21 protein-coding genes are annotated in these 16,191 nt (G+C 40.5%); 17 read left to right on the top strand and 4 right to left on the bottom strand.

The genetic code is table 11. The features are described 5' to 3' along the window. Nucleotides 1–431: 431 nt before the first annotated feature. Both FHS16_RS32420 and FHS16_RS08610 read right to left on the bottom strand, forming a co-directional pair. The gene (locus tag FHS16_RS32420; protein ID WP_183560938.1) at nucleotides 432–1,649 is read right to left on the bottom strand and encodes a site-specific integrase; all 1,218 of its coding nucleotides are present in this window, start codon (nucleotides 1,647–1,649) and stop codon (nucleotides 432–434) included. A gap of 963 nt (nucleotides 1,650–2,612) precedes the next feature. Beyond that, nucleotides 2,613–3,428, bottom strand: a complete 816-nt coding sequence (locus tag FHS16_RS08610; protein ID WP_183560936.1) for a helix-turn-helix domain-containing protein — start codon at nucleotides 3,426–3,428, stop codon at nucleotides 2,613–2,615. 135 nt (nucleotides 3,429–3,563) lie between these two features. On the opposite strand from FHS16_RS08610, the gene FHS16_RS08605 reads away from it, so the two are divergent. From FHS16_RS08605 to FHS16_RS08540, 14 genes are all read left to right on the top strand, one after another. Beyond that, nucleotides 3,564–3,794 (top strand): helix-turn-helix domain-containing protein, encoded by a 231-nt coding sequence (locus FHS16_RS08605; RefSeq protein WP_246431666.1) that lies wholly within the window; start codon nucleotides 3,564–3,566, stop codon nucleotides 3,792–3,794. 89 nt (nucleotides 3,795–3,883) lie between these two features. Next, nucleotides 3,884–4,726 (top strand): hypothetical protein, encoded by an 843-nt coding sequence (locus FHS16_RS08600; protein WP_183560934.1) that lies wholly within the window; start codon nucleotides 3,884–3,886, stop codon nucleotides 4,724–4,726. Between the two features lie 80 nt (nucleotides 4,727–4,806). Next, entirely contained in the window at nucleotides 4,807–5,103 is a 297-nt protein-coding gene (locus FHS16_RS08595; RefSeq protein WP_183560932.1) for a helix-turn-helix domain-containing protein, read from the top strand. A 595-nt stretch (nucleotides 5,104–5,698) separates the two neighbouring features. After that, nucleotides 5,699–5,920: a hypothetical protein gene (locus FHS16_RS08590; protein ID WP_183561421.1), complete on the top strand. Its 222-nt coding sequence runs from the start codon at nucleotides 5,699–5,701 to the stop codon at nucleotides 5,918–5,920. A 164-nt stretch (nucleotides 5,921–6,084) separates the two neighbouring features. Then, nucleotides 6,085–6,378, top strand: coding sequence for a hypothetical protein (locus FHS16_RS08585; RefSeq protein ID WP_183560930.1), 294 nt, complete (start codon nucleotides 6,085–6,087; stop codon nucleotides 6,376–6,378). A gap of 35 nt (nucleotides 6,379–6,413) precedes the next feature. Continuing rightward, complete coding sequence (locus FHS16_RS08580; RefSeq protein WP_183560928.1) at nucleotides 6,414–6,737, top strand: hypothetical protein; 324 nt, start codon at nucleotides 6,414–6,416, stop codon at nucleotides 6,735–6,737. Next, the gene (locus FHS16_RS08575) at nucleotides 6,718–7,026 is read left to right on the top strand and encodes a hypothetical protein (RefSeq protein ID WP_183560926.1); all 309 of its coding nucleotides are present in this window, start codon (nucleotides 6,718–6,720) and stop codon (nucleotides 7,024–7,026) included. The genes FHS16_RS08580 and FHS16_RS08575 overlap by 20 nt, the downstream gene beginning before the upstream one ends. A gap of 203 nt (nucleotides 7,027–7,229) precedes the next feature. Then, the gene (locus FHS16_RS08570; RefSeq protein ID WP_183560924.1) at nucleotides 7,230–7,559 is read left to right on the top strand and encodes a hypothetical protein; all 330 of its coding nucleotides are present in this window, start codon (nucleotides 7,230–7,232) and stop codon (nucleotides 7,557–7,559) included. 92 nt (nucleotides 7,560–7,651) lie between these two features. Further along, the gene (locus FHS16_RS08565) at nucleotides 7,652–8,053 is read left to right on the top strand and encodes a hypothetical protein (protein WP_183560922.1); all 402 of its coding nucleotides are present in this window, start codon (nucleotides 7,652–7,654) and stop codon (nucleotides 8,051–8,053) included. A 333-nt stretch (nucleotides 8,054–8,386) separates the two neighbouring features. After that, a complete protein-coding gene (locus FHS16_RS08560; RefSeq protein WP_183560919.1) occupies nucleotides 8,387–8,671 on the top strand; it encodes a hypothetical protein in 285 nt (94 codons plus the stop codon). Nucleotides 8,672–8,697: 26 nt separating this feature from the next. After that, a complete protein-coding gene (locus tag FHS16_RS08555; protein ID WP_183560917.1) occupies nucleotides 8,698–8,991 on the top strand; it encodes an ArpU family phage packaging/lysis transcriptional regulator in 294 nt (97 codons plus the stop codon). A gap of 47 nt (nucleotides 8,992–9,038) precedes the next feature. Beyond that, nucleotides 9,039–9,689, top strand: a complete 651-nt coding sequence (locus FHS16_RS08550) for a hypothetical protein (protein WP_183560915.1) — start codon at nucleotides 9,039–9,041, stop codon at nucleotides 9,687–9,689. Between the two features lie 322 nt (nucleotides 9,690–10,011). Then, nucleotides 10,012–10,368, top strand: coding sequence for a hypothetical protein (locus FHS16_RS08545; RefSeq protein WP_183560913.1), 357 nt, complete (start codon nucleotides 10,012–10,014; stop codon nucleotides 10,366–10,368). 237 nt (nucleotides 10,369–10,605) lie between these two features. Further along, nucleotides 10,606–11,364, top strand: coding sequence for a hypothetical protein (locus tag FHS16_RS08540; RefSeq protein ID WP_183560911.1), 759 nt, complete (start codon nucleotides 10,606–10,608; stop codon nucleotides 11,362–11,364). 967 nt (nucleotides 11,365–12,331) lie between these two features. Here FHS16_RS08540 and FHS16_RS31660 read toward each other — a convergent pair. After that, a complete protein-coding gene (locus FHS16_RS31660) occupies nucleotides 12,332–12,631 on the bottom strand; it encodes a GNAT family N-acetyltransferase (protein ID WP_312890818.1) in 300 nt (99 codons plus the stop codon). Between the two features lie 366 nt (nucleotides 12,632–12,997). Beyond that, complete coding sequence (locus FHS16_RS08530) at nucleotides 12,998–13,705, bottom strand: hypothetical protein (protein ID WP_183560909.1); 708 nt, start codon at nucleotides 13,703–13,705, stop codon at nucleotides 12,998–13,000. 226 nt (nucleotides 13,706–13,931) lie between these two features. Here FHS16_RS08530 and FHS16_RS08525 point away from each other — a divergent pair, with 226 nt between their 5' ends. The 3 genes from FHS16_RS08525 (at nucleotide 13,932) to FHS16_RS08515 (ending at nucleotide 16,143) form a co-directional block, all read left to right on the top strand. Then, a complete protein-coding gene (locus FHS16_RS08525) occupies nucleotides 13,932–14,357 on the top strand; it encodes a DUF3888 domain-containing protein (RefSeq protein ID WP_183560906.1) in 426 nt (141 codons plus the stop codon). 861 nt (nucleotides 14,358–15,218) lie between these two features. Beyond that, the gene (locus FHS16_RS08520) at nucleotides 15,219–15,689 is read left to right on the top strand and encodes a hypothetical protein (RefSeq protein WP_183560904.1); all 471 of its coding nucleotides are present in this window, start codon (nucleotides 15,219–15,221) and stop codon (nucleotides 15,687–15,689) included. A gap of 97 nt (nucleotides 15,690–15,786) precedes the next feature. Next, on the top strand, nucleotides 15,787–16,143 hold the full coding sequence (locus FHS16_RS08515) for a hypothetical protein (protein ID WP_221226296.1): 357 nt from the start codon (nucleotides 15,787–15,789) through the stop codon (nucleotides 16,141–16,143). The last annotated feature ends 48 nt before the right edge of the window (nucleotides 16,144–16,191 follow it).

The following is a 16,191-nucleotide window of genomic DNA, read 5'->3' as shown; positions in this document are numbered from 1 at the left end:
TTTCGTTTCGCGAAGAAATACAAGCGCAGCGCTATAGGGAGAAACCTATAAGGTCTTGCATTTCAAGCGTAAACGGCTGTGACGACAAATGGAGGCGCAGCTTTCGTTTCGCGAAGAAATACAAGCGCAGCGCTATAGGGAGAAACCTATAAGCTCTTGCATTTCAAGCGTAAACGGATGTGCTTTCATTTCGGTGCAGGCAGCGTTTTGCTGAGAAATATAAGAATCATTATAAGTAGGAGACTTATGTATCCATATATTTCATTGCGAATCGGATATTTCCGACCTGGGGCGGCCTAGCAACATTTCGCTGCGAACAATATGGATGCCAATAAGTATAAAACTTATATAATCTTATATTTCGAGAAAATAAACAGTCACCCTAGACGAATGTCCTGCATAAGCCTAAAGAGTTAAAACCTCTAGGTTTATCAGGACATTTTGTTTGTTATATTCGATTTTGACCGCATTTTGACCGCATCTTCCATGAGTGCAGAGAATTTGTTTGATGCATCGAGGCGTTTAGTTTTTGTAACGTGCAGGTAAACCCGTTTAGTTACCTGGTCGTCCTCGTGACCTAACCGCTCCATGATCTCAGTCAGTCCTACGCCAGCTTCAGCTAGCAATGAACAGTGAGAGTGCCGGAGGCTGTGGGGGGATAGATCCTGATTGTTCCCGCTGATGAGCAGCGCCTTCTTCATTTTGTATTCGATCGTCGATTTGTTGTAAGGATAACCTAAGACTCTTTCTGATGTAAATATAAAGTCGTGATCCTTGAAGGGACTAGCAGGATGATTCTTAATAGTGTTCTGATGAAACTTATGCTTTTTTAATTCACTGATGATTAAGAGATCAACAACAATTTCTCGTTTAGATGATTTTGTTTTAGGTGGCAGCAGAATAAAGTTCAATGTATTGTGTTTAGGTAGGTAGCATGTTTTCGTAATATTAACGGTATGTTCTTCAAACGAAACATCTTTCCACTTCAAGGCGAGCAGCTCGCCGATTCGCATGCCGGTATATGCCAGCATCAAGAATAAAGTATAATCTTGGTGCTTCATTGATTCTTTGACGGCGAACAGAAAGCTCGCCAGTTCTTCCTTCTCCATGAATTTTGGTAATTCCTCGTCTTCGAGCTCCTCGACCGTCTTCTTTTTCCTTGTTACTTTGGTGTGCTCAGTCGGATCACGTTTGATTATCTCATCTTGGATAGCCTTCTTAAAGATTAGCTTTCCAGTGGAATGAATGATCGAGAGGGAGTTATCTGCATAAGTTGCTCCTAGATCGTCGAGGATGCTTTGATACAGCTTCCGATTGATATCCTTTACTTTGAGTGCTCCTAATTTCTTGTCCAGCACATCGACCATACGGGACCTTAAATCCAGTGTTGACACTTTCACAGACTTTCCGTAATCTTCAAGCCATTCTTGAGCGAATTCAGAAAAGGTAATGTTATTGTCAGGGGTATATAGCCCATTGGCAACTTCACGCTCAATATCTGCAGCAGCAAGCCTTGCCTCGGGTTTGGTTGCAAAGCCGCGCTTTGTGGTAGTCTTCCGTTCGCCGGTTAATGGATCTTTGCCGACATCAATTTTAAATAACCAGAGCTCGCCTTTGGTTTTTGTTTTGTATTTCTTGAAAGATGCCACACTCCTACACGCTCCTTTAATTAGAAAATCAAGCTAAGGTATAATCTTATCCTGTGATGCGTGCGTACAGAGCCGTAAAGGTGCTTTTTAGACGTTCTAACTGATAGGTAGTATTTGTGTTAGTAAACCTATACAAAGCGTTAAACGTGGCTTGTACTGCATGATACTGAGCCTAGACGATGGATGAAGCCTCAAAGGTTCATTTATGCCATGGTTAGTATCTAAATGGACAATATATAAGAACTTTAAGTTCTTATCTTTCTTTACATTCTTATTATTGTTCCGCGTTTGTTCCGTGACTGTTCCAAGTTCCGAATGCAAGCGTATCTAATCCCTTGCTGTTGTTAGTGATTCGGCTGCTTAATACTGTTCCAAGTTAACTCTATTTCGTGCAGTCCATCTGCAATGCTCATGCAAGCTTTTAGGACGCTAAAAAGATGCTAAATGAGTTAATGCATACATATACCGAGTTATTGCATGCAGAAACCCCCGAAATGTCTGCAATAAGTACACAAAGTAAAGGAAAGTAAATTAAATAAAAGTAAATTAATAGATTGTATTTTCGCTTATTGGAAATCTAAGAATTTGAGTAAACATAGCTTTTAGCTATATCTTTAGAATCTTTTATCTTTAAAGATTTAATATCTTTCTTGGTACGCGACGTAGCGGTCAGATTAGGGGAATCTGACCGCTAATTAGTTGTTTCGATACATATTTTCCTAGTATTCCGAACTGACCGCTAATCCGTTGTCAGATTTAGAATCCCATTCCGGATATTTTTTGTTTGAGTTGCTGACTTTTCGCCAATCTGGCGTTAACGAAAAAGATGAAAGGAACACAGGCAGCACCGATCTGGTGCGCTATTCTATCATGGTGGTTCGCTATGTTAGAGTTTTTGCTTGCCAATTTTGGAAAGACAGGCATTCTAACCTTCTGAATCGGAATGTTTGGTTTAGGTGTTGATTACTGACGATCTGGAAAAAGCACTTTGAGCATGTCTAGGATTCTCTGACGGTCATTATCTGTAATATTTTTTCCGTGATAACGTACAAACTTATTATCCAGAAATTCCTCTAAATCAATAGTAACTCGCTGGTCACGCAAAAAATTAATAAAGAGCTCGTTATTATGACCAGCTTCACAGCCTAGTGCAACTCCTGCAAGTTTAACAAGGATGTCTAAAAACTCTGAATAAGAATCATCAGGTTCGTCTAGATCGTATAGATCCTGCTCTTGCAAGGCATCAAATAAAAATTCTGGTGTCACCTTAACCACTTCTTTAAAGAAAATATCCTTATCGAAATCCTTATTCGGATGTTGGGGAAGTGCGAATAAACGCTTCAATCTTTTTTTTGATTCTTCTTCATCTCCCGCAGATAGACACAATTTTCGAGCGGCATTATAAAAGTACCACCTAGAATTAAACATAATAATTTTTATTTCTTCCACGCATTTTTCAATAAACTTTCCGTTCTCAATCGTTATAGCTGCTTCAATTTCATCGATCAATCTATAAATGCGCTCAGGAGTTAACATTAGTATTGCTAAATCACCATCATTACTTATATGCCCTGCAGCTTTCATTAGGTCTAAATAGTCAACGTCAAGGTGAATATATAATCGCTTTAAGATATCAGGAGAAGGAACCCCACGTTTTCCATTCTCTACATTTGTTATATACGACTGAGACACCTTTGACTCATCTGCTAAAGCTTTTAATGTTAGTCCTTTGTTTTTTCGCAAGCCCCTGAGATACTCACCAAAATTAACTAATTCCACTTTCTCCACACTCCCTTTTGCATATATTTTAGCTCATTTCGGTCTCAAAAGAAACTTTTTTCTTTACAAATGATTCAAGCGATGTTACGATCTCTTCAGAAACTAAAATCTCAAATGAGACTTGAGGTGATGAGGTTGAAAGTAAAGTTAAAAGATTTCGATTCGTTTAACTCGATGGTATTTAAGAAAGGCCACTCCAAACGCTCTTTTGCTCAAGCCGCACAAATCGGGGAAGCGACTATGATTCAAATCAGTAATGGCGATCGATTTGCGGGACCACGAGTTGCTAAAAAAATAGTTGATGCATTAGGGGTTCCATTTGATGAGGTTTTTGAAATCGTCAAGCCAAAACCCGCCTCAAAGTAAATTGCCTTACAAGCATTCCCCGCACCACGCACAATAAACAAGACGCAGGCTGCCTCAGCCGACTACAACAATGAAAAGGGAGCAACTATATGAAAAGCGATAGTTTAGTTGAAAGCAAGACACTACGCGAGGCGCATGTGGATCGTACCGAGATTTTGGATAAGGTTAAGAAGTTGGAGCTGTTGCCGGATGACGTGAATGCAAGCATGGAACTAACTGCTGAGTACTTCGAGGTTGGTAAAGAAGCAATTAATTCATGTATTAAGGAAAATCGTATTGAATTGGAAAGTGATGGTGTCAGGGTTTTGATTGGCGATGAACTCAAGTCTTTAAAGGACTTAGGTGTAATAAGCAAAAACACAGCGTCTTTCACAGTCGTTCCACGCCGCGCTATTTTGCGAATTGGGATGTTGCTTAGGGATAGCGAAGTTGCCAGAGCTTTAAGGGATCGTCTGCTGGATGTGGAATCCGAGCGTCCTAAGGCAGAGCAGCCGAAGGCAAACAGCAATTCGGAATTGCTTCACTTCCAAAAGGAAACGCACATGCTTGGCGTGGTAGCCGATATGCTCCGCCTTCCTGACAGCGGCCGATTGAAATTACTAGGTGACTTTAACGAACAGCACGGACTTGTAATTCCCTTGCCGGCATACGTTGACGAAGAGATCACTGAATCCGCAAGCGCTTTGCTTGAGAAGCACGAGGTCGGAATTAGCGCGATGGCATTCAATCAGCTCCTCATGCATCACAACTTGCTTGAGAAGATGGAACGCCTTGGTACCAGTGGATCTAAGAAGTTCAAATCGCTAACGGACACTGGTCAGCGGTACGGCAAGAACCTGATTAACCCAAAAAACGCAAGGGAGACGCAGCCGCATTACTATGCACGTACCTTTCCAGAGCTGCTCTCGGTGATTGGACTTACATCAAATTGAGTTTTGTTCACGGAATCTCGTAATCAAGTTTTATTCAGCCGCTAAAGCACTTATACAATCTGAAAGCGAGGTAGTTAATAATGCAAATTAATCTAGAGCCCTCCCCAGACTTCCTGACCGCGATCCGGGAAGCTGTCCGCGAGGAAGTAACATCCATGATGGCCTCGACTAATAGCCTGGATACGCAGTTAATGACCACGGAGGACGTTGCCGCGTTCATGCAAGTGAGCCTTTCGACCGTACGTTTATTTGCTAGACAAGGGATGCCACATTTTCAAGAGGGATATGTTATTCGATTTTTGAAGTCGGACATTATTTGTTGGATGAAGAACAACGCAGTCTATCTGGAGAAGTCTGGCATGCTTCAAGCAAAATAGCCCATCAATCATCCGATCAAGGTCGGACTGGCAGTCCAGGCTTGAGAACGATTACGAACGTTAGGAGGCAAGGCAGCGCAACCGATCACCATTAATCCATTATTCAATAAAAGCCGCGGGGCGTTCCCGCAAGCATCATTCTTAATCAAAGGCAGTGAGAACTTCGCAATTACTTCAGATGGGGTTTATTTCTGCCTTGTGGAAGTCGTGCCGGCTCCGGATCACCCAGGCGAGTACTAGAAGCGAGAGAACGGCAACTACATTATGGTCGGAATCGACGAGCTTCGCACTGTGGCGGGCTTGTAAGAGATCATAGAGTAGTTGAAAACATTGTCCGCATACGATTTATTGACCCGCCATTATAACGACTCTACGATTCGTTCTTTGTAAATAAGGCAAGGGAATATGAGGTCAGATACGACGCGGACCCTGAGCCGTTGGATTTGAACGGCGGCCGCAATAGTAGAGATTACTGAAGAGGAGAAATGCACATGTGCTACGGCGTAAAGGTGGGTAATCAACTCAATGTCCGGACAGCTAAAGGAAACTATATCGCGTTAAGCCTTTGGGCAAAGCAATGAAGGAGGAGAGCAATTTGCATAATGTGATGTTCAATGCAGTAAAAGGGCGCTTGCAGATCGAAGAAGTTTTCTTTGCAAACGGAGTTACACCCGATGAAATAAAGCTGTTAGATACTGTGGAGAAGCAGATCGCTAAGGCCTATCATGCAGGCTATCAGGCAGCAGTGCGCGCTGCGCCGCAGCTGTGGTCAAATCAATGCGCATTCGGTTATGCCATAACAAGGCTCAGCGCGTAGGTATGGATAAAGAAGATATACAACGGCTAGTGCGATCATTACACCGCACGTTCGACGAGGTTTCCTTGGAAGAAGCAGCAGAACGCTATCGTAAGTCACCTTACTAGGGGAATGGTCGAATTCCTTATAAGGTAATCACAACATACGGAAGAGAGGTTATTGCAATGGCGCATCCCAATGAAGAGAAGGAAACAACTGCGAATTACGATTATATCGATGATACTTGGAACGTTTACACATGCGTTCCTAAACACATCACAAAGCTGAATAAGATTTCAACTCCGTACTGGACTGAAATCGAAGATGGTCGGATTATCGCGGGTAAGTGGAGGTTGAAGGGTAGTCAAGTTAGATTTGCTACTGAGAACGTCACGAAAATGAGCGACGAGCGAAAAGAAGCTTCTAGGCAGCGGATGTTTGACATGCACTCAAAACGTGCATCCATCGTCAGAGAATAGAACGTAAAATTCATAATGATAAGGAGCAACAGACTATGACTAAAAAAACCATCAGCCCCGCGCTACTGCCTGAGCCAATTCAGTTGGACGAGCATGAAAAGGCGTTAATCACGTACATTCGTTCGTTAAGCTGGGAGATTGTTTTGGAAGCTGGAGACGGGATGCTTGACCAAGCTCGTGAATCAGAGCTAATCGCATTTAGGGAATATAAAAGGGGCAATCATACAAGCTCTCAGGGGTTTGAGGACCGGGCGAACATGGTCCGCAAGCTGGCCGAACTTACAGGCGCTGCGAACGCCGAGTATAGGGCGAATATGGCGGCAGAGGACGGTGACGCGAATGACAGAAAGGCTATTTAGTCGTAGGGCGGTTATGCTGGCATCGGAGTCGGAGCAAGGAGCACGGCTTGTCGAGATCGCGGTTGAGAGTGTTCGGTTGGCTAGGGAAGTCAGTGACGATCGGAAGATGGGTGTTCTGGATTGCGCGGACAAGCTTCATCGGATGGTAGAGCTGCGGGAAGAACGGGATGCAATCATTCAAACGTTTCATGATGTGATTGAATTACAAGAGGCGTTAAGCGAAGAATGCGGTTCACTATTGATCTCGGAATATCTCTTAATGTGCTCGAAAACCTTGGCTACGACATGAGCAGACCTAAAGCATTTTTGGAGGGCTGGGTGTTGGGTAAGCAGGTAGAATACAAAAAAAATCACTCTACTGCATTTTCCTTGGACGGGACGCAGAAGTGATTTCAGGAGTAAACCAGAAGGCCTGTTGGCATTTATTTTAATTCATCCTCCTCAAAAATGCAACAGCCTTCTGGATCCTAACTAGAAGGGTTGTGCGCATCAGTGGAAAATAGCAATGAATTAACGGAAATACTTCAAGAAGATTTTTGCCGTGAAGATTCTAGGTTGATTTGGCGATTGAATCAGTTTTTCCAAAAGATGCTTTGTAGGTTGAAAGCGAAGGCAGATTACTCGAATGAGACTGGAATTATTAAAGAATCATTTCGAGATGCTATTAAAAATTTTGCTTCAACTATTACCAAATATTTCTGTTCAATAGGCGAATCAGTTAGAGTTTCTGCTTCTTTCCCTGTAGATTCCCCTGATGACAAGATTGAATTGTATTTTAGATTTGAAAGTGCTTTGAGACTAGATTTTTATATTAGTGAATGAGTTTCATTTTTCTGAACTGTTAGGAAAAATAGCTCAATGGAAAGGGAGTGGGGCTGTGAAGAAAACGCGGCATCCAGGGTTGGTGAGGTGATATGGCAAAGAAAAGAAAGGATTTCGGTTTCAAGCAATTTGAAACTGATGTTAGATCAGCGGACAAACATCATATTCGCATAACTCGCAGCATGATGAGTACTGGAGCTTGGAAGACGCTAACCGTTCATTCAAAAGTGCTCTACATTGAGATGAAGAACAAGTACACCGGCAGTAACGAGAATGATATAAGTTTTACATACAAGGAAGCTGCCGAGATTATGAACGCACGAACATTCACGAAATCCGTAGACCAGTTAATTGAATATGGCTTTATTAAACTGATTGAACAGAACTGGACTACACGCAGGCCCAATATCTATGGTTTCAATGATCAATGGAAACTCTTCGCATCGGGCAAGCAGGACGTTAAATTGAGGAAGAAACGGGCTCCTCCAAATTAATTTGGCTAGTGTATTTATACACCACAACAACATGTATTTATACATTACGTAAGGACGTTTTTGGACACCGTTTTAGATTTTAGACGTGTATTTTTACACTACGGGGAAAATTGTAGAAAAGTCAGTCGTATCAAGGGATTGAGGTCAGTTTTAGCCTCAATTTCTAAAAAGCCGTTTTGTAGTGTATAAATACACGTCCTTTATATATAGCCATACCAGCGTAGCGTTTTGGTGTGGCGTGCACTTCATTTATTACGTCATTGCAAAGGTTCTGAACGAATCAATGGGGATCTACAAAAACGGTCCGAAAATAGTACAAAGAAGGTGAGACTTTTGGCGAAGAAAGAAGGAAAAACCTATCTCGTTAGCTTTAAAGGAAATCAGTTATTGATTGAAACGGACCGCACACGCCCACAGGCGCTTGAAGCCCTTCTTACGCTGATCTATCGGGAGTGGAATAAAGTTAATCCTGAGCGGCTGGACGCCTTCATGCAACGTGCTAATGATCAACATAAGCGCATCAAGGAGAAGCTGCAGCCTCGCGAGCCCGAACCGGAAATGGAGATTTTGGATTTTAATTTTTGGGAATCTATGATGCAGCGGATTCGAGAGCCTTAACTTTGCAGGAAGGAGGATGCATGTAAATGGCACAAAAAGTTGCTATGACGATTCTATTTGACCGCTATAGGTTGTTTAACCACCTTATAGAAGGCGGCGACGAAACTAATTTTGACCAGCGGGCAGCCTTGATAGACGCGATAGACAAAGCAGTGAAAGACATGCCGGAAATGGAGAAAGAAATCATCCAGCGGCGCTATATCACGCCAGAAAGTCCGTACTTAAAAGATTATGTTGTGTTTGAACAGCTGGGCATTACTCGAGCTGCCTATGTAAATTCCCGTAACGAAGCTTTCGAGAAGATAGCGGCAGCTTTGTGATTTGCGAAATATGAATCAATAACCCATAGAGAAAAGGATGATCAAATATGACAGTTATCAACATGATTAAGAGCGATGCAGGGGAAGCAATGCACCTGTTCGAGGTAATGCAGAAGCATGGAGTTAAGTGCAGTTTGGAAATGAAACATGGAAACGCCGATCCTATGGTTTCAATTGCTTCTGCTGCTGTACAAACCGAGTATGTCAAAGGTAGTGATAACGATACGGTTGTTGTTAGCTTGAATGATGTTAACCTTGCATTCCCTCTAGGTGAGTATTCTTATTCGAAATTTATTAGCGATATCCAGATTGATATTGCTATCGCATCAGAGAGTCATACGGCATGGTTCAGTAGCAAAGCAATGTCCCTGGAAGCGATTGCTGAAGCAAAAGCATATGTTGATCTGGCTCATTCCCTTATTGTGCTAGACAAGCACGAACAGGCTCTAATTGCATACTTGCGGGAACTATCGTTTGATGACCTTCTGGATGCAAACATGGCTCTTCTTGACGAATCCGATCGTGCTCAACGGGAAGCTATCCAGAAACAAACGACTACGGATCGCAGAGAGGCAGATGGTTTCCGTGAACGTGCTGGAAACCTCAGAGAACTTGCGGAGCTGCTGGGGCTTGCCAACACCGACTACCGCGCCCATATCGAAGCTACAGAGAGCGAGACAAACGATGCAGGCAAGTAATAGCACCGCCGCTCTAGAACGCCCGCACAGCGACACAGCGGAGTTGGAGCGTAACACCAGCAGCAAGCCTCCACGCTTCGGAGGATAGAGCATGAGCGGCGTACGGGCTCCAAGGGTATCAAATACCTAAGCAATTTGATTGACCAACTAGATTGCTTAAAGCGCGAGCGGCGTAAGCTGCTGCTTGGCAAGCTATTAACCGTCAGCTAGTTATAGGCATTTTCTATTAAGGTGGTGATGTAGTGCAAGTTTTTTCAATAAGAGAGCCGCCCAAGGAACGGTTAGTCTCAAACCTCAAATTATGAAAAGGCAGGTAATACACATGACAAAGAAATATAACCAGGTAGTTACAAACTCGAAAAATCAGTCTGATTTTGAAACAATCAGAACGCCACATAACAGCCATGTCATTGATAGCGCCATCCGAAACGGAAAAACGGTTGGCGAAGCTGCAATTGAAATCGTTAAGGCGGGGCTTCACCTTTCAACTGAAGAAATCGAACAAAAATCTGTTGAAGCTATTGTCGCTTATGCCAATGAATACGCGGCCCAGCGAGATCCATATGTCGCTGCGAGAATGAAACGCGAAGGCCTTATTCCGGACAATTCAAGCACTGGTGATGAAGACGTTGATATTATCGTTGCGGAAATCCAGTCGATAATGAATAGCCGCAAGTAACATTGGAGTCAGGCGAATGAGAAAGGGTGTTTCATTTGTTCGAAGCTGAACCAGTTAACACCTACAGCGTTATGTCAGAACGTCCGATGCATGAAATCGTGGATTGTTTCAAACTGGACTATCCAAGGCGCAAGGTAGCTTCCGCAGTAGAACAAGACGGTCTATATGTAATTCGATACAGCGAGCCACTTAAAACCCAAAAGTAAGTCATTCATACAAAAGGAATGGTGAAAGTAAATGAAAAAGCAAATTGAAGCAATGAATCAGGCAAAAGAAAAGCTCGAGGTGCGCATTAGCGACCTTAATACAGGAATTAAGAAAAAAGCTAACGAAAAGGCTACCGCAGAGGCGCTTTACCGCGAAATGCTTCTGGAAGATTCCAGCGGAGAGAAGACTCATTCGACAACTGAATTGAACAAGGTCAAGCAGCGCGCAGAAGCCTTGGAACTAGAAATTCAGGTCGATTCAGATCGACTGCAAGTATTGGAAGCCGGTAAGGAGGGAGCGGTCAAAAAGTTCCTGCCGGATATTCAAGCAGCGCGCATAAGAGCGTTGGAAGGTATTAAGGTCGAACTTGATAAAATTGAGGAGGAAGCCCGCGAATTACGCGCCAAGCTCACTCTTAAGGTCATGGAAGCAAATGTTCCGTTAAAGAAAGCGCAGGAGTTGCTTCAGGATCTGAAAGGAGCAGAGTACATGGCCGGTGTTCCATGGGATCGTCAAACAACTGATGTTGGTGTCCCAACAAAACCAAAACTCTATACCATGATGCCAATTGGTATGGGTCAGGGAACGAAGACATACGACGAATCTTGCATTATGCCCGCTGAGGAAGAATTAATTAAAGCTTATGCACGCGGAGAAGTTCCAGCGTGGATTAAGCATTACGCTAATACGGGCAAGCTGGTTACGGATGAAGAAGCAAGGGAGCATGCTGCGAAACGGAGCAATTCCTCAGAAGGTAAGGGCTTCGTAGACCGTCTGCTTAACAGGTAAGCAAGCATTTCATTTGTTAAATTAGAACTAATTACGAGCTGTATCCCATTATAGGGATGCAGCTTTTTTGTATACTCATTTTGAAAGATTTTAGACGTAAAGTAAAGTCGTAGACTGACGCTGTTTTTGAGCTATCGTACCAAGGGAGCTTAATGATTGCTACCCTCCGACGAACTAAGTTTCGCAGGTGTGTCCGTCCGAATCCGCTCCCTCGAAACTCTCAGGCATACCAAAGGACGATTCAAACGATGCGTGTGTACCTATATATTCGCTTTACGCGTTATATATTGTGTTAATAATGGAGTTGCCATTATTAATACTACTCCAGTGGTTATGTAGATTAGCGGGGTTCTTATTTCAATGTTAGTATAAACATAGTTATGGATGTAATTATCTATTATATCGTCTCCAAGATCTCCAAATAGGAAGATGAATCCTGTACTAATCAAATCACAAATTCCGATTATTAAAAAAATAAAACCAATGAACACAATAATCAAATATGTGATATTCCAGAATACTTTTTCATTCTGTTTAATAAAAAAAGTTAATAGTTTCTTTCGAGAAAATAATAAATAAACTCCTGTTAGCATATAAGCGAATGGACCAATATATTGATCTAAAATCATGAATTTTGACTCTTCCTCGAAAAAGTATGAAAAAATAATATTCGCAACATTAATAAACGAAAAGATAACTAATATTAGTCCTAATAAACTTAACCCGATAGAAACAACTTTCCTATTTATAAACACCATGACTCTACCTCCATAATCCATAAAAATAATTGCATTCCTTTAGTTAGCGTCTTATTTGTAAACTTTGTTAACATCCATTATTTAAGGTATTCGCGAAGTGAATTAAACTATCCTGCCAGTTACTTCAATGGAACAGGGAGCAGCGCCGCGGCGGTCTGCTCCCTGTTCTGCTTGAACTATCGTTCCCAGTTTGCTTAATGGAGAAATATCTAAATTTTCATAAGGAGTTTTACATATTCACCATACTCATCTTCACCAATAAATAATACGTTTATAAAACCCTTCTTTTCATATAGATGTTTTGCGTTTAAGTTATCTGTATCTACGCCAAGTGCTATTTCCTGATATCCAAGTTGTTTAGCATAATCAATCAAATAATCAATAATAATGCCACCTATTCCAAGATTGCGATGCTCTTCTTTGACAATCATTCGAGACAGATAAATCCGTTTATCTAGAATTGTATAATCTGGGTCATTGCTTTTAAAAACTAAAGAACCTTCTCCTATAAATTCGTTATTCTCTAAATAAAGGTAATCCTGTTTCCGCTTGCTAATTCGTCATAAAACATCTTTGCCATTTTCGGATTATTTTCCATATCCCAAATATTACTGCACTTATCACAGTCATCGAGTTTTAACTTCTTTATTTCATACGAAATCATAATCTACCCCTCTGTTTTTTAGTTGTAGAAAGATACGGTTGTTCCATTATACTGCTAGTTAGCTCAACGAGGCTGCCGTTTCATTCCGGCAGCTTCGTCCTGGTAATTGTTAAGCTATCGTTCCCAGTTAGCTTAATCCTAAATCTCTCAGGCAGACCGAGGGCCGAATGGCCCGAAGCGTGAATACGGTGTTATCTGACGTATTCGACTTCTATGAAATCCTTACAACTAGACCTTCCCCAATAGAATAAAAAACCTCATCATTCATCATGTATAGGCATTTCCATTCTTTATATATAGGAATATCAAATATCATTACTATTGGTTTCATCAAAAAATTAATCTCAAATATTTCAAAGTTTTCTGAATTTATTGCCTTCATTGCTTGCTTAAGAATTAGCTCGCACTGATTCTCAGACAAAACTTCATTGTACATTCCAATTCTATTCTCATAGATATAATCGAGTGTATATGTAGGAGCTCCTTCTGAGCTATAAATCTTGGAGCCTTCTAGTCTCCATAACTCATATAAATCAATAACTGTAGGTTTAGCCCCAAAACAATCATTAGTATTTCTATTCATTTGTTTCATTAGAGTAATAAATTCAATATATTTAGCTCTAGTCCAAAATATTGTTCCTTGATTAAACCTCAAATTGGATTGGAATTCCCGATTACTTGAAACATACTTTGAACTCAAAGGCTCTTTCCATATAATATATTTATTAAAATCAATAACTTCTATAAACCCAAAGTCTGAACACCCAGGATAATAACAATGACTACAAACGTCAATTTGTATTAAACTTCCAAACTCAGCTTCTAAGTTATAGAAGTAATCTGCAATTATATTTTTATTTACTCTAAGGAAATATGTTCCTTCCTTATGATGAACTAATTCAAATTCTTCTACCACCATAAAAGTTCACCTCCAAATTCGACCTTCGAGTATGTCAGATAACGTCTTTTTTGTGAACTTCGTAATTCGCCATACCGAAGGTATTCGTGAATTGATTCCGCTATCCTGCCAGTTAGCGTAATGAAGCAGCCGATCATTATGATCGGCTGCTTCCGTATTAGCTTAATAAGCCACATAAATTAAAGGGGTTGGTAAATAATAATCATAAAAGGAGTCTGTAAGTAAAATGAAAAAAATAGTCTTTTCTTTTTTTTTATCACTTGTTCTTGTTGCTTCTATTCAAATCAATATAGCTTCGGCAAATCAACCCGTTGAGGACTCAGAAGAACTTAGGCTACAGGATATGCTCATGAACTTGCTAACTCCTTATATTAGTGAAGTTCTTGATAACTATTACCGTCCAAATATTTTAAAAACTTTTTCGCCTGAAATTACACCGTGGAAAATTGTAGTAATCGAAACCAAAAGAGTAACAGGATTCCGTGGCTTTAAATTAGAAATTTCATTTGAAATTGAGCCGACTGCAGGACACCATGTTCCAGTAGGAAAAGACCGATTAACGTATCGAATTTCGTATGGACCTTCAGTAGAGTTAATTAACCACACCCATTTAGCTACATATGTTTTACCTCCTGAGTTGCTAAATCCGTGATTAACTATTCGATTAACAGTTAGTTGAACAAATGGCTGCCAAGCGGCAGCCTTTTCAATATAGAACTATCGTTCCCAGTTAGCGTAATGAGCTATGACGTTCAGCCCTTTCTTAACAAGCGCTTCTTAACCTATTGTTCAGGGCTTCAACTATTAACGCTTGTTACGCTTTTCATAAAGATGTATATCCAATGCTTCAATTCCCCGTGTCGCTAATTTAATAAATAAATATAGACTATACAAACCAAGTAAAATTAGAAGTCCATAAACAATGAACAATACGAATGCTATACCACTCAAAGACAATCAACCTCCTCAAGATTGAATGAATTGTTATCATTTGCTTATATTACCATATAAACTCACTCAAAGGTGAGCTTCGTCCTTCCGCGTTAACCTGCCAGTTAGCTTAATGACTATAATTTGTTTGAGAAGAAAAACTTCGAATCCTCACGTTATATGGGTCCCTCTGGGCTTTCAAACGACTGCGGGTACGCGTGAGCCCGATTTCCAGCTAGTTTTATTTCAAAAAATCTCCTTCCGCTTCCACATTTGGTCGCAGCGATTTGTAGAAGTTGAATTTTTCTTCATCAGAGACGAAATATCATTTGACGGAAAATTCTAATTCATACGGAAGTAAGGGAATCATAGCGCTCGAAAGATTAACGGAAGTCAAATACAAGTCAGGCCTCTCGATCGCTCAATAATCAGGTCGTCTATCTTAGCTACGTTATATTGACCATAAATCTAACTGCGGCAGGTTTATTGCAATATTAGGTGAATTACTTTAAAAGCAGAGATTAATTTAGTAAATGAGTAAGCGATGCTTGTGATATATGTTAACAAAATGGAGGTGCATCTTTTGAAGAAGTTTCGCGGTAAAAAAAGATATTTCAGAAAACTATGGTCATCGGTTGAAACTTTTCAGGCACATGTTGATGATGATTCTTGGTATGATTATTGGCATAGACATCTCGACTTCTTTGGTTTAGGAAATGACAGTTTGAAAGTAAGAAGGACACACATTAAAGCGCATATCTCACTTTATACAAGAATTTCCAAGCAGCTTGAACAGCTAAATAAACCATATCAAGCATGGGTATGTATTCATGATGAGGATACGGGATCTGATGCAGTCTACGTACACACACCAAACTCTAATTCGGACAATTTTCCAGCAAACTTTGATTTTCTCAAATGGGATTGTGAGCTTCCAAATACCTTTTATGATCTCGTAGATACATCACAATTTAATTTTGGATATTATGAATCTGAGATCGAACGTGTTTATTACATTACATACAATCAAAAAACCTTAAATCTCATTAAGTGAGATATTAAACTCCCTAGGAACACGAAACTTCAACAAATAAGGAGTAGTTTGCGGCGGTAGCTGCTCCATTTCTTTATTAAGCTAACTGGCAGAATACTTGAATAAACAGGGGGAAATAACAATTAGTAATAAGAATCTAAACCAATTTACATTGGAAGATGTTATTCAACGGAAAATACATTTCACAAATACAAATACTATATTTAGTAGAACAGATTTTGAAGAAGATTATAAAGGTGAATTGCTGGCTTACAATGAAATGTTGACGGATATTAAAGAAATGAAGGAAGATGAATTTGTAAGCAAGTACCTAAGAATAATAAAAAAACTTGGAGTACAGTTTGAAAACAAAGAGTTTACAGATGAAAGAGAAATTGAAAAAATGTCAGGCTATAATAATGCCATTGTTTCTATCTTAAAGTGTATAGACCCGATTTATGAGTTTGATCTATAAGATAGCTAACGGATAACGATAGCTGAAATACAAGCTAATTAGAGGAGT

Source organism: Paenibacillus endophyticus, assembly GCF_014192395.1.
Classification (GTDB): Bacteria; Bacillota; Bacilli; order Paenibacillales; family Paenibacillaceae; genus Pristimantibacillus; species Pristimantibacillus endophyticus.
This window is presented reverse-complemented; position numbering and strand designations above follow the sequence as displayed.